The sequence below is a fragment of the Pseudomonas vranovensis genome (assembly GCF_040438935.1).
Taxonomy (GTDB): Bacteria; Pseudomonadota; Gammaproteobacteria; order Pseudomonadales; family Pseudomonadaceae; genus Aquipseudomonas; species Aquipseudomonas vranovensis.
Genome location: NZ_CP159259.1, coordinates 1,221,169 through 1,238,164, shown reverse-complemented (window position 1 = coordinate 1,238,164; position 16,996 = coordinate 1,221,169). Strand labels below are relative to the sequence as shown.

Sequence of the window (16,996 nt, the reverse complement as noted above, 5' to 3'; positions counted from 1 at the left end):
TCCCTCGGCAACATCGCCGACAAGCGTCGATCAATGGGCCGGGCTGCTCAGCGTGTATGCAAGGCCTTGGCGCCTTTGCCTGCCGGCAGCAGCCAGGCGGCCAGCGCCGGCAGCAAGAGGATCGCGCCGAGCATGTTGACCAGAAACATGAAGGCCAGGAGGATGCCCATGTCGGCCTGGAACTTGAGGTTCGAGAAGGCCCAGGTGGCAATCGACAAGGTCATGGTCACCGCCGTGAACACCGACGCCGTGCCACGCTGCTTGAGCGCTTCGACAAACGCCTCGCGCAGGTTCGCCCCACTCTCGTGCATCTCGTGCTTGATGCGCTCGAACAAGTAGATACCGTAGTCCACGCCCACCCCCACACCCAGCGCAACCACCGGCAAGGTATTGACCTTCACGCCGATACCGAGCAGCGCCATCAGGGCGTTGCACAGCACCGTGACCAATGCCAGGGGAATGATCACGCAGAGGGTGATGCGCAGTGAGCGGAACATCCACAGGCACAGCAGCGTCACCGAGGCAAACAGCGCGCCGTTGACCAGCGTGTCGCCGGCATGCACCACTTCGTTGGTGGCGGCCATGACACCGACGTTGCCCGACGCCAACTGGAAGCTGACCTGATCGTTGTCATTGACCGCCTTGAACGCCTTGATCTTGTCCATCAGCCGGGTAATGGTATCGGCCTGGTGGTCGCGGGTGTAGATCGACACCGGAATGGCATTGCACGCGCTGTTCATGTACTCGGTACCCACGCGGGTGGCAAAGCCGACACCCTGGGCGATCTGGGCGGTGGACTCGGGCAGTACACGCCACTTCAAGTCGGTTTCAGCGTAGGCCTGGGTGATGTTGCCGACGAAGCCGGCCAGGCTGCGCACTGAAGACACGCCCTCGTCCTGACGCAAATACAGCTCCAACTCGTTGATCGGGTCGAGCACTTCCCGTTTCACGCAGGGCGTCTCCTCGCCCTGGGCTTTGACAATCACCTGCAGCAGGTCGACGCCAATGGCGAAGTCACGGGTGATGGCTGCCACGTCCTGGTTGTAGCGCGAATCGGGGCGCAGTTCGGGTACGCCCACGCCAATGTCGCCAACATGCAGCTGGCGAGCCTCGATAAGCCCCCACCCCAGCAGCAGCGCCGCGCACAGCAACGCCCAGGCCGCGCCGCGACGGGTCGCCAGCACGCCCAGCCGCTCCCATACGCCGGCACCGAGGGTTTCCTTGCCGCGCAGTTTCTGCGCATCGGCGGCAGACAAACGCATGAACGACAGCAGTATCGGCAGCAGCATCTTGTTGGTGACAATCATCACCGACACACCGAGGGTGGCGGTGATGGCCAGCTCGCGGACCATCTCGATGTCCACCAACGCAATCACCATGAAGCCCAGGGCGTTGGCCAGCAGCGCAACAGCACCCGGCACGAAGAGCTTGCGAAAGCAATTGCGCGACGCGGTGATGCCGTCTGCACCCTGCAGGGTTTCCAGTTTCCAGGCGTTGGTCATCTGCACGGCATGGGACACACCGATGGAGAAAATCAGGAACGGCACCAGGATCGACATCGGGTCCAGCGTCAGTTCGAGCAGCGGCAGCAACCCAAGCAGCCAGACCACCGGCACCATGGCGCAAATCAGCGCCCAGCCGGTCAGCATCAGCGAACCACAATACCAGTACAGCAGCAGAGCGCTGATGACGAAGGCAATCACAAAGAAGGCCAGGACATCAGAAGCACCCTCGGCGATATCGCCAATGGATTTGGCGAAACCGATGATGTGGATGCTGATGCCGGCCCCCTGGTTGTCCTGGCGGATCCGCTCAAGGGCATTGGCGACCGCCTGCAGGTCCAGGCGCTGGCCGGTGACCGGATCGGTCTCCTGCAGGTTGGCCACCACCATGGCCGACGACAGATCATTGGAGACGATGCGTCCCATCCAGTCGGACTTGAGCGTGCGCTCACGCACCTGGGCAATCTGCTGTGGGGTTCCGGCATAGCTGGAGTCCACCAGGTTGCCGCCGGTAAAACCGTCCTCGACCACCTCGGTGTAGCGCACGTTGGAGGTGAACAGCGAGGTGACCGAACTGCGCTCCACGCCGTTGATGAAGAACACTTCATCCGACACCTGGCGCAGTACCGCCATGGCCTGGGGCGTGAAGATCTCGCCCTTGTCGCTTTTTACCGCCAGCAGCACCTTGTTGGCCCCACCGAAGTCCTTCTGGTACTCCAGAAAGGTCTTCATGTACGGGTGGTGCAACGGAATCATCTTGAAGAAACCCGCCTCCACTTTCAGATGGGTAGCGCTGTAGCCCAGCGCCAGGGTGATCAGCATGAACAGCGCCAGCAACGGCTTGCGCTGGTGGAAAATCCAGTACGACACTTTACCGACCAGGCCCTGGGCAACGTTGTTGCGCGCCAGTTCCTCGTGCCTGCCTACGTATTTTTCCTGGATGCTCATGGGTGTGCTCCGGTGGCAATCAGCGAGGTGATACCGCGGTCACCGACAGCGAGCAGCCGCCCGCTGTCGAGCTCCAGCGCCTTGGCCAGGCTGGCGTGAGTGGATGGCAAGGCGGTGAAGCTGTGCCCCTGGTCATCGCTGGCCAACAACAAACCGCTGTTGCCAAACACCAGGACCCGCCCGGAGGCAAGCTCGACCGCACCGTTGAAGGCCAGGGTCGTTGCACTGTCGCGCTGGCTCCAGGTCTGGCCGCCATCACTCGACACCCAGAGGTTGCCGCGCATGCCGTAGATCAGCAGGTCACCGTTGCGCAACTGCTGGGCGCCGAACAGACTGCCGGCGTAGGGACTGGCCAATGCCTGCCAGGTTTCGCCACGATCACGTGATTGCGCCAGCGTGCCGCTCTCGCCCACCAGCAACCAGTTGCCATCGGCCAGGGCGATGATCCGGGAAATGTGCCGGTCGAACGCCTCTTCCACCACCGGCAGGCGCTCCCAGGTAAGGCCGTTGTCTTTGGACAACAGGTAAAGGCCGAACGCCCCCCAGGCGGCCATGCGCCCTTCGCCCATTGCCGCGACGCCAAGCAGTGCATCGCCATTGGCCGCTGTCTCGAGCGCCGTCCAGTGCCTGCCACCGTCCTCTGTGCGCAACAGCACGCCACCGTGCCCGACGGCAACGCCGACGTCGGCATTGGCAAAGGCCACGCCGCACAGGGTGCGAGTGGTTTGCGTGCGCACGGTTATCCAGCCTTGTGCCTGTTGATCGGCGACCATCACCACGCCCCGTTCGCCGACGGCGACCAGATGCTGCCCACTGTTCGCAAGGCCAAGCAGCAGGACATGGTTGGGACTGACTTGATAATCAAGCCCGGGCGGCTCGGCATGTGCAGCGGTGGCCAGCAGGCACAGGCCTGCGCCCGCCAGGAAATCCAGGAGGCGAATCGACATAGCAAAATTCCAGTGAGCATCGAGCGGACGGGCAGCCGCTCGATGCAGGGTTGACGAAAGCGGGTCCGGACTACTTGCCCATGCGCCGCAGGGCGTCAGGCTGGAAATCGACGAAGCGGCCCTTGGTGCCGAATTTCCAGGGTTGCTGCTCTTCGTTGGCAAGCCCTGCGAGGTAGTAGCTACCGTTGCTCAGGTCGTGCCAGATGTTGGCGCGATACCACGACACCTGAGCGTCGTAGTACTGGATCAGCGGATGCACACCCACACGCCACAAAGTGCCGCGGGTGTCATAGGCATCGCTGGCCAGTACGGTCCAGGAGTCTTCGTCCAGGTACATCACGCGCTTGCCATACACGTGCTTGGCATCCGGGCGCAAGGTGCCTTCGACCACCCAGACACGGTGCAGCTCATAGCGCATGAAATCCGGGTTGGGCGTGTTGGCAGTCAGGATGTCCTTGTACTTGGCTTGTTTGGAGCCGAGCTTGTAGTCGTTGTACGGCACGTACATTTCGCGCTTGCCGATCAGCTTCCAGTCGAAGCGGTCGGGCGCACCGTTGTAGCCGTCGAAGTCATCGGTCACCCGCAGGCCTTCGGTACCGTCGTTGACGTTGTCGTAGGCCAGGTCCGGGGCGCGGCGCACACGGCGCTGGCCGACGTTGTAGATCCACGCCGAGCGCACCTCCTTGACCTGGTCGATCGGCTCCTGCACCAGTTGCACGGTGCCCGCCAGGGTGGCCGGGGAAATGAACCGCGCCGAATAGTTGAGCAGGCGGTTTTCCGAGGACTTGTCCATGTTGGTGTCGAACACGCGGTTCTCTTCGAGACGCACGGTGTAGTAGTCCCCCCCGCTGCGCACCGGGAACGATGCGTAAGTGCGCTGCAAGCCGCCCCCCAGGTAACGCACATTGTGATTCCACACCGCTTCCAGGCCATTCGCTGGAATCGGGAACGGCGTGGTCGAACCATTGAGGTTGCTCACCCCGAAACCGTTGAGCTGGGCATGCACGGCCTCCTGCCTGACCTTCTCGGCAATCGACGGCGGCACCATGGCCGTGCGGTGGGTGGGATAGACCGGCATCGCAAAGGTGGGGTATTTGGCCAGCAGCGCCTGCATGCCCGGAGTGATCTTGTCCTTGTACTGTGCAAGGTTCGCAGCGGTAATGGTAAACAGTGGTTTTTCGTCGGCAAACGGGTCGATGTAGCCCTGCTCCGGGCTCCAGCCGGCTGGCGGTTGTGCCAGGCCACCGGTGTATGCGGGGATCGAGCCATCGGCATTGCCGGCCATCTCGCCGCCCAGCGGGGTCAGGTCCTTGCCCAGGCGCGCGGCCTGGTCGGCGGTGATCTGGGCATGTGCCTGGCCACTCAGGGCGAGCAGCAAGGCAGACGCCAGGCCGCCCAGGCGCGCGGCATGAAAAATAGTGCTCATGGGATGTACCTCTTGTTGTTCTGTCAGAAGCTGTAGCTGTAGTTGGCGGCGTAGAAATCGCGGTCGTGCAGGGGGTCGTACTCGGCGCTGTTGTCAAAGCTCACGTAGCTGAAATCGAGCTTGTGTTGTTGGTTGTAATCGAAGGTAATGCCCACCGCGCTGGTAATCCGGCCTTCGTTGAACTGCCCATCCATCGACACACCGTCAACGTCCTGGCCTAGGAAGGCATAGGGTGATGCCGTGATGCTGGTGCCCAGGAAGTTGTTGTAGTCCAGTTGCCCGCGCAGGCGATAACCCCAGGCAAAGTCGGTGACATACCCGTCGTTCTTGCAGCCAGCCGGGCTTGAATTGACCAGGTCAGGTACCGGGTTGGTACAGGTGCTGCCCCCGGCTGGAATCGTCGGTGACGAGCCCAGGCCGTAGATGAAGCCGCGGCCGTAGCGGCGGTCATCGTCGCCCTGCCCTACGTTGTTCCACTGAAAGCCCACCTCGGCCACCACCGTCAGGTTCTGGGCCTTGAGTACATTGGGGAACACGTTCACGCCATTGATCTGGAATTGGGTTTTCTCGTAGCGGTCCCATCCTGCGGTGAAGGGCGCGCTGTTGACCTTGACCGCCTGCAGCAGGTCGGCAGACGGGCCGATGCCGGCCAGGGCACCGTTGAGCAAGTCGCCGCCATTGATCTGCACGGGCTGGTTCGGCGAGTAGCTCAGTTCCGAGCCGATCGACCACCCCGCCAGCGTGGTGGTGAAACTCAGCCCGAACAGGCGGATGTCTTCCGGATACTCCCAGCTTGGCCCCACGAACTGCCCCTCGGTATTGCGCGCAATCGCGCCGGGCGTGCCGGCCTCCGGGAACTGCGACAGCGACGCCGAGTCGGTACTGCGCAAGCCCAGGTAGGGGGTGCGGGAGTGATAGTTGAGGTAGTACAGGCCCATCTCGCCATCGAGTGCATCGAGCGGAAAGCGAAACGCCACGCCCCACTGTCCACTGTCGTGCGGATCCTTGCCCTTGACCTGGGGCAAGTACGCACCGGCGGCAATCTTGGTCGGCGAGGACGGGTCGGTATCGCCCAGGAAGGTCCCCAACTGGCAGTCGCCGAAGTCATTGCCCACCGCACCTTCGGTTACCGACCAGTAATGACCGCAGCCTTCGATGGCGGTGCTCTCGTACTTGAGCTGGTAGAACGCCTCCATGGAAATCCCGGCTGGCAAGCCGATGTTGAGGTAGCCCATCCACACCGGAATCAGCGCTTCCTTGAGTTCCGTGCCAGGACGGCGCAAGGCGGGTACATCCAGCGGGTTGATCTGGTTGATGCCCTGGATATAGGCACTTTCACCCCAGTTGACCACCTGGCGTCCCAGGCGCACCTGCACTGGTGTTTCATCGAAGTAGTAGGTGTTGTAGGCGTAGGCATCGAGCAGGTAGACGCCGCTGAACTTCTGCAGATCGGCATAGCCGTCGTCATTGAGCGGCCTCTTGCGATACCCGCTGGAGGCACTGCCGAAATTGACGTCTTCGTCCTTGAGCGCCTGGTCGTACCAGCCCTTGACCCTCACCAGCCCGCCCATGTCGCCATTGCGCAGCGACAGATCGGTGACGAACTTGGCAATGGTCGAGACGCGGTCGCCTTTGTCGTAGTTGAGGTTGCCGGCATCCACCGAGCCTCCAGTACCGCCGGACTTGCCCAGCAAGGCGCCGTTGGCGGCGCTGTAGAGCGCGCGGTCCTGATCCTCCGCACGCCATTGCGAACCCACCGACAGCGTGGTGTTCCACTCCCCTTCCCAGCCATTTTCCAGCTGGAATGGCAGTGCCTGGGCGGCACCGGCCGACACGCAGGAAATGGCGACCGCCAGCGGTTTCACAAAGGTACGGACGTTATAGCTCTTATGCTGCATGCAGGTCTCCGCCATCATCGCCCTTACCGTGCGAGACCGGATTCGGTCCGCGGGGTGAGCGTTCTTGTTTGTTGGCGCAAGCATGCCCATGGGTGGAGCAGATCCATTTGTCCGTTCACGTCAGATATTTGTCATTAGCTACCAGCACTCCAATTAAGCTGTAGCCAAGGGATAAAAATCGGAGACGATGTCTTCGAACCCGGGAGGAGGTGCCCGTAGTGCCCGTATTTGGCCACCGTTTGAGTCATCACAATAAGAATCGAGACCATGACCGCCCTGATCAAAACCACTTCGCTGACAGGATTTGCGCAACTTGTGCGTGAGTTGAACGGCAATCCCGAGGACCTGTTACGGCAGATGCAGATCGAACCGGCGCTGCTCGACAACAGCTCGGCGGTAATCCCTTACCGGGCGATGATCAACCTGCTTGAATTGAGTGCCGAGCGTTTGCAGTGCATCGATTTCGGCCTTCGTCTTGCCGAACGGCAAAGCATCACGATCCTCGGCCCGCTGGCGGTGATCGCGCAGAATGCGCGCAATGTCGGCGAGGCGCTGGTCGAGATCATCCGTTTCCTGCACATCTACAGCCCCGGCATATTCATACACCTGGATACCGAGATCGACCCGGCACACCCCCACCTGATCTACGAGATGCGCCTGCGTCCAGCCCCCCGGCAACGCCAGGTGATCGAGTTGACCCTGGGCGTCATGTTCAAGACGCTGCACATGCTGTTCGGGCCTGGATTCCGCCCGCATTCAGTGCTGTCGCGAACCGAAGCGCGCTTGCCACAGAGTCGCTACCAGCGCTTTTTCGGCGCCCGTACCTATTTTGGCCAGGCGCAGAATGCACTGGTGCTGCTGCCGGGGCAGCTGACCAAATCGATCGACCAGCACAATCGCCAGCTGCACGACACGATGATGGATTACATCAGCGACATAGGTGCGGTGAACCCGTTGGATATTGGCAGCCAGGTGGAGTACTCGATCCGTCGCCTGCTGCCGACCCTGCGCTGCGCGCTGCCGTTGATCGCCGAGCAGATGGGCATGCGCGAACGATCCCTGCAGCGCCGCCTGGGCGAAAGCGAGCTGGTGTTCGAGGACATGGTCGAGGCTGCCCGCCGGGAGCTTGCCGACCTGTACCTGGCCGAAGCCAACATGCCCATGGCACAGATTGCCGGCTTGCTGGGTTATGCCGAGCAGAGCTCGTTCAACCGTGCCTGCCGGCGCTGGTACAGCATGTCGCCCCGGGAGCGCCGCGCACTGCTGCGTGCCGGCCAACAGGGGTTCGGCTGATACGCGAGTGAGCTGCCGCGTGGGCTTCGGCAATCCTGGTGGCCGGGCCTGGCGCAGCGGGCCGGCATGCAGGTGTGCATGCCGGCCTCACGTACTCAGCCGGCGGTGTAGTTGGCGTTGCCGGGGCGGATGTAGCGGGCCGGCTGCAGGCCGCGCTCTTTCACCAGGCGTTCGATGATCTGCATGATGTCGGTGGCGTCCATGACATTCACAAAGTTGCCGTCCTGATCGAAATTCACATTGGCCCCGTGAACCACCATGAACGTGTCGGTGGGTTCGGTGTTGTCTTGCGGCACCATGAAGGTGTGGATCGAGCCGCCCGGTTCGTAGAGGTAGCAACCCGCGGTCTGGGGCTGGTCCGGGAACTCGACGTAGTTCCACCTACCCGAGAGCGTGAACAAGTGGACAGGGCCGGTGTGGTAATGGCAAGGAAGCCGTACACCCGGCTGGAAGATTACCCGCAACGCCCATACCCCGAGGTTTGGGTCCAGGTACAGCGGCTGTACGTCAACACCGGGGAAATGCGGGGCCATCGCATCGGTGTAGATGGGCAAGTCCCGGGTGTTGAGCGTCAACAGTTCTTTGTGATCGAAAAGGGGTGTCGGCATAGGCATTGTTATTGTCCTCATTCGGGCTGTTGCACGAAACGGCGGTCGTGCCGAGGACATAGTGCGATGCGGCCCCGCTCAAAAATTGTCATCTGCGGTCAGCAACTTGTCAGTTGACGTCACATTGATGACCTTCCCGGCGTTCTTAACAATTGTTAATGCTGCCCCCCGCCTGACCTGCCCAGAATAAAAAAACAATAAACGACAGGAGTGCAGCATGCCTACACCACCCTTATGCGCGAACACGGTCTATGAGCTCTTCCAGGCGTCGGCCAGCGCTTATGGCGAACAACCCGCGCTGACCTACCTCAGCAGCCTGGACCCGTTTCAGGAGCAGCGCATCGGTTATGACGCGCTACTGGCCAATATCAACCGCGCAGCACGCCTGATCCTGGACCTTGCCGGCACCCGTAAACCGGTCGTGTCACTGCTGCTGCCGAACATTCCTCAAAGCCAGTACCTGCTCTGGGCCGCAGCCAGCGTTGGTGTTGCCAACCCGCTCAACCCGCTGCTCAGTGAGGATGCGCTGTACAACCTGATGCTCAAGGCGAAGACCGAATTGATCTTCGTAGCCGGGCCTATGCCAGGTTCCGACCTGTGGCAGAAAACCCTGAACGTCGCACAACGCCTGCCACACCCGGTCAAGTGTGTTTCGGTCATGGCGCCCGGAGGCGAGTACTGCTTCGACACCCTGCTCGAAGGCTATCGTGCCGATGCACTGGAGCCTGGGTTGCAGCCCCGGGCCGATGATATCGCCGCCTACTTTCACACCGGAGGCACCACCGGCCTGCCCAAACTGGCCCGCCACACCCACGCCAACCAGGTGGCGGCAGCGCACGCCTATGTACGCTGCATGGAAGCCGGCCCGACTGACGTGGCGCTCAATGGCTTGCCCATCTTCCATGTCGCCGGCGCGTTGGTGAACAGCCTGGGCGGCCTGGCGAGCGGCTTGCACATGCTACTGCCGACACCGTCGGGGTTTCGCAATCCCGAGGTGATCCAGCGTCACTGGCAATTGGTCGAGCACTACGGCATCACCATCAGTGGCGGTATACCGACCTCGGTCGCGGCAATGCTCGATGTCCCCCTGGGCAACCATGACATCAGCTCCCTGCGGTTCATGATCAGCGGCGGCGCGCCGGTGCCTGCGGCGCTTTGCGTACAGCTGCGCGAAGCCACCGGGCTGAATCTGTACCAGGCCTACGGTATGACCGAGGCAGCGGGCGTCATTACTTTGCCCAATCTGCAATGCCCCTCCATTCCCGGCAGCGCCGGGCACGTGAGTGGTGCAATGGAGGTGCGGATCGCCAGCAACGGTGAGATCTGCGTGCGCGGGCCGACGGTGTTTCCCGGTTATCTGGAGCAACGTGAAAGCCCGCTGGACAACGGCTGGCTGCGCACTGGCGACCTCGGCCGCCTGGACGAGCTGGGCAACCTGTACATCACTGGCCGGGCCAAGGACCTGATCATCCGCAGTGGCCACAACATCGACCCGGCACTGATAGAGAATTGCCTGGAGTCCCACCCTCAAGTTTCACTGGCGGCGGCCGTGGGCATGCCTGACGAATATGCCGGCGAACTGCCCGTGGTTTTTGTCCAGTTGCGCCAGGGCAGCCAGGCCAGTGCCGAGGCGCTACGCCAGTACGCCTTCGAAAATATCGCCGAACGCCCCGCCTGCCCGAAACAGGTCTTCCTGATCGACGCCCTGCCGGTCACAGCAGTGGGCAAGGTCGTCAAGCATCGCCTGCGCGAACTGGCGGCCGCATACATCTACAACGAACGTGCCCGGCAGCACTGCGGCGAAGCGTTCTGTGCAGAAGTCACCCAGCAAGGTGATGGCAGCCTCGTGGTCAATCTCGATAGCGTGCCACCTGAGCACCTACGCGGGTGTGCAGCACTGGCTGAGCGTCTGGGTATGCGGGCGCAGAGCGTCAACAGCCCAATTTGCGTTTAATCCGCGAGAAAGACACCGCATCCATGCTCAGGTAGCTGGCCAGCTGGTACTGCGGTACCCGCGCCAGCAACCAGCTTTCATTCTCCTGCAGCCAGCGATAGCGTTCCTCGCTATTGCTGGTGAGCAGCAGCGCCTCCCGCGACTCGTTGCGCAGCATGATTTCCCGGGTAACCTTGTCAAGCATCCCCTGCATCTGCACGCTGGGCCCTGGTTGACGGGCCAGAACCTGTAGTGGCACAGCCACCAGGTGGCTCTGTTCCAGTGCCTCAATGGTGTAGGTACACGGTTGGCGCTTCAAATAAGCGCTGAGCGAACCAACGATCTCACCTTCGCGAAAAAAAGCCTTGTTCCACTCCTTTCCTTCCGGCGAAGCATAGTAGTAGCGCACCAGGCCGCTGAGGATGACGAAGAAGTGCGTTGGCGTTTCACCGGCACGGATGATGCGCTGATCGCGGGCATAGTCACGCTGTTCGAGCACCTGCAACAGGTGCTCCCAGAGCCCGGGATCACTCACGCCATAACGGCAGAGCACGGCCCTGAACTGCGCTTGAGCACTCGCATCCAGGAGATTGTTCACAGCATTTCGCGCCCCGGGGAAGTGTGGTTGACGGCGCCAAGACAGGGTGAAGACAGGCAAGACAAGCCCCCGGAGCCTGTGAAAAATCAGCTATGCGACAGCGTCGCCCTGTGCGTCACGAAACAGCATAGCTACACACTCGGCAGTCAGCGCCGGTTCCTCGGCGCCTTCCAGCTCCAGCTGCGCCAGCAGAATCAACAGCGTACGCCCACCGTCCTTGACCTCGGCTGAATGCACCGAGGCCCGCGCCCGCACGCGCGAGCCGGCACGCACAGCGTTCTTGAAGCGTACGTTGGTCACGCCGGCATTGACCAGGCTGCTCACACCGGCAGGCACAATGCCCATCTGCATCATCAAACCACCGAGCAGCGACAGGTTCAGAAAGCCGTGGGCGATGGTGGTGCCAAAAGGGCTTTCGGCCTGGCAGCGCACCGGGTCGACGTGTATCCACTGGTGGTCTTCCGTACAGTGGGCAAATTCATCGATACGTGCCTGATCGACCGTGGCCCATTCAGAAACGCCGAGTTCCGTGCCAACGAACCGGGCCAGGTGGTCGTAGTGATAATCGAGGTTCATACAGTGCACTCCAGCGCGGCAGCATCTTCAAGAATCATGCTCGCGCCCTTCTCGCCAATCATCGTGACGGGCTGGTTGGTATTGCCGTTGACCAGGGTAGGCATGATAGACGCGTCGATTACGCGCAGCCCCTCAAGACCGTGTACACGCAAGCGCGCATCCACCACCGCCATCGCATCGCTGGCCGGTCCCATCTTGCAGGTGCCCACCGGGTGGTAGGCCGTTTCGACGTTCTGTCGCACCCAGGCTTCGAGCTGTTCATCGGTCTGCACATTCGGCCCAGGGTTGAGCTCGCACTTGTTGTGCGCTGCAAGGACCGGTTGGGCGACAATGTTGCGCATCATCTTGACGCCCAGTACCAGCCGCTGCAGGTCCCGGGCGTGGCTCAGGTAGTTGGGGTCGATCAAGGGCGGTGCCAGCGGATCACTGCTGCGCAGGCCGACGCGACCACGGGAAAGCGGACGGCCATCGTTGATCGCCATCGAGTAACCGAAACCGGATGCCGACAGCTTCATGTCACGTCCATGGTCGCGATACATGATAGGGGCGCAATGCAATTGCATGTCGGGCATGGATGCCTGGGGCAACGAGCGCACAAAGGCACCTGCCTCGATCACATTGGTGGTGAGCATGCCGCGGCGGCGGAATACGAACTGCACCATGGCCTGCACTGCCTGCAGCAGCGACGAGGGGTGCAAGGAAATCCCCCGGCGTGTGTGCGTACGCACGTTGAGCACCACAGCCAGATGATCCTGCAGGTTCTGCCCTACCCCTCCCAGCTCGTGGCGCACCTGAATGCCATGCTTTTCAAGCTCTTCCCGCGGACCGATGCCAGACAACAACAACAGCTGCGGCGACTGGAACGCACCGCCGCAGAGAATGACTTCACTGCCTGCCCGTGCCTGGCACACCTTGCCGTTGCGCATGTACTCCACCCCCACGGCCCGCTTGCCTTCGAGCAACACCCGTGTGGCGTGCGCACCGGTGATGATGCGCAGGTTGTCCCGGCCCCGTGCCGGTGCCAGGTAGGCCCGTGCGTTGCTGCAGCGCCGGCCGTCCTTTTGGTAGGCGCGTTGCAGGCAGGCCCCTTCTTGGTCGACGCCGTTTGGGTCGCTGCTGCGTGGCAGCCCGGCCTGCGTACAGGCCTCGATGAAGGCGTGTCCATAGAGGCTGGTCCAGCGCCGCTCAGCAATGTTCAGCGGCCCGCCCTTGCCGTGGAACGGTGCATCGGCAGGTTGGCTGGCGGGCTCGAAGTTTTCCGACTTTTTGAAAAAGGGCAAGACATCGCGAAAGCCCCACCCCGGGCACCCCAAACGCTCCCATTCATCGTAATCCCAAGGCTGCCCCCGGGTATTGACCGCCAGATTGATACTGCTTGACCCGCCCAGGCAGCGACCTCGCGGCTGAAACAGCCGGCGGTTCGCCAGCTCAGGCTGCGGTTCGGTTTCAAACAGCCAGTTGTAGCGACGGCTTTTCATCAGCGCCACAGCGCCGGCTGGAATCGCCACCAGCGGGCTCCAGCGACCACTCGGCCCAGCTTCCAGCAACAGCACGCGGTTGCTGGCACATTCACTCAAACGGTTTGCCAACACTGAGCCGGCGGACCCGCCACCGACAATAATGTAATCCCACTCGTTGCCGCTCATTTCAGGTACCTTTTTTATTGTTGTGCGGTCACATCAATTGAACAGATCAGGGTCGCTGTGGATGATTTGATCCCACAGCGGTTGTGCCTGAAACCAACCCGCGAACGGCGTACCGACCTGGGCACGCACGCCCAGCGCCGTTTCGTGAGCAATCAGCTTGGGCGTGCCAGGCGGCCATGGCCAGCAACTGCGCCTGACAGGAACGCTCCATCGTGATGAACCACCAGATGGCCTCGGCGACAGACTGGCCGACCGTCAGCAGGCCATGGTTCTGCAGGATCACCGCTTTGTGTTTGCCCAGCGCTTCGCCGATACGCACACCTTCGTCCACTTCGGTCGCGACACCGCCGAATTCGCTGTACAAGCCATGGTCTTCGTAAAAGGCGCAGGCATCCTGAGTGATAGGCGCAAGCTTGATGCCCAGGCTGGAAAACGCCTTGCCGTGCAACGAGTGAGCATGCGCAGCAGCAAGGGCATCGGGCCGTGCGGCATGGACATGCGAGTGGATGACCAGGGCCGCGCGATTGACCGCGTACTGGCCCTGGACAACACGGCCCTCATGGTCGACCAGAACCAGGTCTGAAGCACGAATACGGCTGAAACTCATACCAAATGGGTTAACCCAGAACCACTCGGACGGCCGCTCGGGATCACGCACGGTGATGTGCCCCGCCACGCCCTCCGAGAAGCCGAACCGGCCAAACAGTCGCAAGCCGGCGGCCAGCTGCTCTTTGCGGTATTGGCGCTCGTCGGCAATGCAGTCGAAGCTCGGTGGCTCTGGAATCCGGACCCCTTCGGGACGTGGGCCGAACAGGCTGTTGACCAGGGCTGCAGGTAGTTTTGTTGTCATTGTTGTAGGCTCCAGCGGCGCGAATCGAATGCACCATTGCAGGTTTAGGTGCTAAAAAAATAAACAAAAAACACTGAATTAACTTGACTGTTCACGAAGACAAACTTGACTATTCGCGAGTTCTTACTTCCCTTCACCAAGGCGCCGACAGGTAACGAGCTGATGAACAATTTCGTCCGAAGTGGCTCGCTTTCAGGCTTTTCCGAGCTGGTCCGCGAACTGGGCCAAGAGCCCGAGCGCCTGCTGCGCGAAACCGGCTTGAGTCAGGCGGTGATGCACTCACCGGACCTCTACATCCCGTATGTCGCGATGGCCGAACTGCTGGAACTGGCTGCCGTGCGCTGCAACGCGCCAGACTTCGGTGTGCGCCTGGGCAACCGCCAGGGCCTGGAGGTGCTCGGCGCGCTCGGCTCGTGCCTGTGCATACAGGCCACCGTGGGTGACGCCATGCAGTTGCTGCAACGAAACATGGACTTCCACGCCCACGGGCTGCTCTGGGAAATCAACACATCCGCATCGCATTTCGAGATCGACCTCAGGTTTGCATTTGCCCTGGAGGTCAATTGCGACCAACTCAATGCGTTGACACTGGCGGTATTCGCCCAAGGCATCCGGCAACTGCACAATGTCGATTTGCTGCCGCTGGAAGTAGGTCTGCAAATCCCCAGGCCTGCCAACACCCAAGCCTACGAAGATGTCTTGGGCGGCACAGTTCGCTATGACCAGCCGATAAACCGGATGAGCTACCCGGCCACCCTGCTGGAACAGCCCGTTGCGGTGGAGCAGCGCTGGCGCAATCACCTGACGCTGCAATGGCGAACCGGTTGGCAACGCCTGGCCCCAAACAACCTGGCCCGCCAGGTGGAAAGCGCCATCGATGCCTTGCTGCCCACGGGCGAGTGCAATCTGGCCATGGTGGCAAAGCTGGTAGAAATGCATCCACGCAGCCTGCAGCAACGCCTCCAGACACAGAACAGCAGCTTTGCGCACACGCTCAAGTCGGCCCGCCTGCGCTTGGCCAAGCACCACCTGACCAGCAGCACCATCGACCTGACCACCCTGGCGCTGAACCTGGGCTTTGCCGACCTCACCGCCTTCAGCCGCGCGTTCAAACAATGGACCGGGATGTCGCCACGAAAGTGGCGACAACAGGCCGACGCCCCATAAACGGCAGCCGAATGAAGGGAACCTCGCCGTACTCAACTCTTCATGCGGATCATCAGGTCGAGCATCTTTTCAACTTTTGCGCCGTATGGCGGCAGCATCATGTTGATCGCCCGAATCGGTCCCTGGTACAGCACCGGGCGCATTTTGGAGAATGTCAGGAAGCCCTCGTAGCCATGGTAATGGCCCATGCCGCTGTTGCCGATGCCACCAAACGGCGGGCTGTGGACACTGACATGCAACAGGCTGTCGTTGATGGTCACGCCCCCGGACAGCGTGTTGTAGATGTACCAGTCCGCCAGGCTACGCTCGTTGGTATAGGCATAGAACGCCAGCGGCCGCGGGCGACTGTTGATGTAGCCGGTCACTTCTTCGCGGGTGCGGTAGGTCTTGATCGGCAGAATCGGGCCGAAGATCTCGCGTTGCATCAGCGTCATGTCTTCGGTTGGATTGAGCACGATGGTCGGCGCCATGATCCGGCGGCCAGCATCGGGCGTCTGCGGCTCGATCAGATTGACCAGCGTCGCACCCTTGGCCTTGGCGTCGTCCAACGCCGCGTGCAAGCGGTCAAAGGAGCGCTGGTCGATCACCGCGGTGTAATCGCCGTTGTTGATGTTCGGATAGTGCTTGGCGCAGTAAGCCTTGGCCGCCTCGACAAAAGTGGCAACCTGGCTTTCAGGCAAGAACAGATAATCAACGTTGGTGCAGATCTGCCCGGCGTTGAACGTCTTGGCCCACAGAATACGCTGTGCGGCTTTCTCGATCGGAAAGTCCGGCGCGACCACAGCGGGCGACTTGCCCCCCAGCTCAAGCGTCACCGGCGTGAGATTGTGCGCAGCGTTGGCCATGACCGCTTTGCCGGTGGCAGGTGAGCCGGTGAAGAAAATATGGTCGAACGTCAACGCCGTAAACGCCGGGCCACGACCACCGCCGTCTTCGAAGAACGCCAATTTGCCTGCAGGGAAATAACGCGGCGCCAGTGTTTTCAGCAAACTCGCCAAGTGATTGGAGTTCTCCGACATTTTCACCATGGCGCTGTTGCCTGCAGCAAAAATGCAGGTCAACGGGTGAAAGGCCATGGCGATCGGGAAGTTCCACGGCACCACGACCCCGACCACGCCTATTGGCTGCGGGATGAGGCGGGCCCGCGCCAGCGGCAGTTGCATCGGATCAACGTGACGCTTCTGTGGCTTCATCCACTTCTTCACCCGCTTGATGGTGTCTTGCAAGCCATCCAGGGTGACTGCAATCTCGGCGAAGGTGGTTTCAAAGCGCGAACGGCACCCGTAATCCTTGTTGACCGCCTCGATGAGCGCTTCACGGTTATCGGCCACCAGGCGCACCAACGCCTTGAGGTCAGTCACACGCTGAGTGGCATCGGGGTAGCGGTTGGCTTCGAAATGAGCCCGCTGACTTTCCAGGCATTGAAAAAACTCAGCTGGGATTTCGACTTTAGCGTTCATAGATGTCTGTCCGTGCGGGGGTCGGCGCTTGAAAATATACAAATAGCAGTCAAAAAACTTGACCATCTACGAACTCAAACTTGACCATTGGCGAACAGGGTGTACATCGATGAACACCGGCAGGAGCGCGCTTGCCCCGCGATG

General features: G+C 61.4%; 13 protein-coding genes. 3 read left to right on the top strand and 10 right to left on the bottom strand.

Annotated features, from left to right (window positions below; translation table 11 throughout):
- Positions 1 to 47 precede the first annotated feature (47 nt).
- The 4 genes from ABVN19_RS05685 to ABVN19_RS05670 form a co-directional block, all read right to left on the bottom strand.
- Positions 48 to 2,450 (bottom strand): efflux RND transporter permease subunit, encoded by a 2,403-nt coding sequence (locus tag ABVN19_RS05685; RefSeq protein WP_028941553.1) that lies wholly within the window; start codon positions 2,448 to 2,450, stop codon positions 48 to 50.
- On the bottom strand, positions 2,447 to 3,397 hold the full coding sequence (locus tag ABVN19_RS05680) for a YCF48-related protein (RefSeq protein WP_105641812.1): 951 nt from the start codon (positions 3,395 to 3,397) through the stop codon (positions 2,447 to 2,449). The genes ABVN19_RS05685 and ABVN19_RS05680 overlap by 4 nt, the downstream gene beginning before the upstream one ends.
- A 70-nt stretch (positions 3,398 to 3,467) precedes the next feature.
- The gene (locus ABVN19_RS05675; RefSeq protein WP_028941551.1) at positions 3,468 to 4,823 is read right to left on the bottom strand and encodes a DUF1329 domain-containing protein; all 1,356 of its coding nucleotides are present in this window, start codon (positions 4,821 to 4,823) and stop codon (positions 3,468 to 3,470) included.
- A 23-nt stretch (positions 4,824 to 4,846) separates the two neighbouring features.
- A complete protein-coding gene (locus ABVN19_RS05670; RefSeq protein ID WP_105641830.1) occupies positions 4,847 to 6,721 on the bottom strand; it encodes a DUF1302 domain-containing protein in 1,875 nt (624 codons plus the stop codon).
- A 267-nt stretch (positions 6,722 to 6,988) separates the two neighbouring features.
- Between ABVN19_RS05670 and ABVN19_RS05665 the strand changes: the two genes are divergently transcribed.
- Entirely contained in the window at positions 6,989 to 8,014 is a 1,026-nt protein-coding gene (locus ABVN19_RS05665; protein ID WP_028941549.1) for an AraC family transcriptional regulator, read from the top strand.
- 95 nt (positions 8,015 to 8,109) lie between these two features.
- Here ABVN19_RS05665 and ABVN19_RS05660 read toward each other — a convergent pair whose 3' ends face one another.
- The gene (locus ABVN19_RS05660) at positions 8,110 to 8,622 is read right to left on the bottom strand and encodes a 2,4'-dihydroxyacetophenone dioxygenase family protein (protein WP_245219002.1); all 513 of its coding nucleotides are present in this window, start codon (positions 8,620 to 8,622) and stop codon (positions 8,110 to 8,112) included.
- Between the two features lie 217 nt (positions 8,623 to 8,839).
- Between ABVN19_RS05660 and ABVN19_RS05655 the strand changes: the two genes are divergently transcribed.
- On the top strand, positions 8,840 to 10,576 hold the full coding sequence (locus ABVN19_RS05655; RefSeq protein ID WP_105641813.1) for an AMP-binding protein: 1,737 nt from the start codon (positions 8,840 to 8,842) through the stop codon (positions 10,574 to 10,576).
- Here ABVN19_RS05655 and ABVN19_RS05650 read toward each other — a convergent pair.
- The 4 genes from ABVN19_RS05650 to ABVN19_RS05635 all read right to left on the bottom strand — a co-directional run bounded on the left by ABVN19_RS05650 (position 10,554) and on the right by ABVN19_RS05635 (position 14,225).
- Complete coding sequence (locus tag ABVN19_RS05650; protein ID WP_028941546.1) at positions 10,554 to 11,153, bottom strand: cyclic nucleotide-binding domain-containing protein; 600 nt, start codon at positions 11,151 to 11,153, stop codon at positions 10,554 to 10,556. The genes ABVN19_RS05655 and ABVN19_RS05650 overlap by 23 nt on opposite strands.
- 90 nt (positions 11,154 to 11,243) lie before the next feature.
- On the bottom strand, positions 11,244 to 11,729 hold the full coding sequence (locus tag ABVN19_RS05645; RefSeq protein ID WP_028941545.1) for a MaoC family dehydratase: 486 nt from the start codon (positions 11,727 to 11,729) through the stop codon (positions 11,244 to 11,246).
- Positions 11,726 to 13,375, bottom strand: coding sequence for a choline dehydrogenase (locus tag ABVN19_RS05640; protein ID WP_105641814.1), 1,650 nt, complete (start codon positions 13,373 to 13,375; stop codon positions 11,726 to 11,728). Before ABVN19_RS05640 ends, ABVN19_RS05645 begins: the two co-directional genes overlap by 4 nt.
- Positions 13,376 to 13,421: 46 nt before the next feature.
- A complete protein-coding gene (locus ABVN19_RS05635) occupies positions 13,422 to 14,225 on the bottom strand; it encodes a class II aldolase/adducin family protein (RefSeq protein WP_353632794.1) in 804 nt (267 codons plus the stop codon).
- A gap of 162 nt (positions 14,226 to 14,387) precedes the next feature.
- Between ABVN19_RS05635 and ABVN19_RS05630 the strand changes: the two genes are divergently transcribed.
- Positions 14,388 to 15,392, top strand: coding sequence for an AraC family transcriptional regulator (locus ABVN19_RS05630; RefSeq protein ID WP_105641815.1), 1,005 nt, complete (start codon positions 14,388 to 14,390; stop codon positions 15,390 to 15,392).
- A gap of 32 nt (positions 15,393 to 15,424) precedes the next feature.
- Here the strand turns inward: ABVN19_RS05630 and ABVN19_RS05625 are convergent, their stop codons facing one another.
- Positions 15,425 to 16,852, bottom strand: a complete 1,428-nt coding sequence (locus tag ABVN19_RS05625) for a coniferyl aldehyde dehydrogenase (RefSeq protein WP_105641816.1) — start codon at positions 16,850 to 16,852, stop codon at positions 15,425 to 15,427.
- Positions 16,853 to 16,996: the final 144 nt, after the last annotated feature.

Bases quoted from the DNA above. Each gene is read 5' to 3' on its own strand.
- ABVN19_RS05680 (WP_105641812.1), bottom strand. From the start codon at position 3,397: ATGTCGATTCGCCTCCTGGATTTCCTGGCGGGCGCAGGCCTGTGCCTG.
- ABVN19_RS05660 (WP_245219002.1), bottom strand. From the start codon at position 8,622: ATGCCGACACCCCTTTTCGATCACAAAGAACTGTTGACGCTCAACACC.
- ABVN19_RS05635 (WP_353632794.1), bottom strand. From the start codon at position 14,225: ATGACAACAAAACTACCTGCAGCCCTGGTCAACAGCCTGTTCGGCCCA.
- ABVN19_RS05625 (WP_105641816.1), bottom strand. From the start codon at position 16,852: ATGAACGCTAAAGTCGAAATCCCAGCTGAGTTTTTTCAATGCCTGGAA.
- ABVN19_RS05655 (WP_105641813.1), top strand. From the start codon at position 8,840: ATGCCTACACCACCCTTATGCGCGAACACGGTCTATGAGCTCTTCCAG.
- ABVN19_RS05670 (WP_105641830.1), bottom strand. From the start codon at position 6,721: ATGCAGCATAAGAGCTATAACGTCCGTACCTTTGTGAAACCGCTGGCG.
- ABVN19_RS05645 (WP_028941545.1), bottom strand. From the start codon at position 11,729: ATGAACCTCGATTATCACTACGACCACCTGGCCCGGTTCGTTGGCACG.
- ABVN19_RS05675 (WP_028941551.1), bottom strand. From the start codon at position 4,823: ATGAGCACTATTTTTCATGCCGCGCGCCTGGGCGGCCTGGCGTCTGCC.
- ABVN19_RS05630 (WP_105641815.1), top strand. From the start codon at position 14,388: ATGAACAATTTCGTCCGAAGTGGCTCGCTTTCAGGCTTTTCCGAGCTG.
- ABVN19_RS05685 (WP_028941553.1), bottom strand. From the start codon at position 2,450: ATGAGCATCCAGGAAAAATACGTAGGCAGGCACGAGGAACTGGCGCGC.
- ABVN19_RS05640 (WP_105641814.1), bottom strand. From the start codon at position 13,375: ATGAGCGGCAACGAGTGGGATTACATTATTGTCGGTGGCGGGTCCGCC.
- ABVN19_RS05665 (WP_028941549.1), top strand. From the start codon at position 6,989: ATGACCGCCCTGATCAAAACCACTTCGCTGACAGGATTTGCGCAACTT.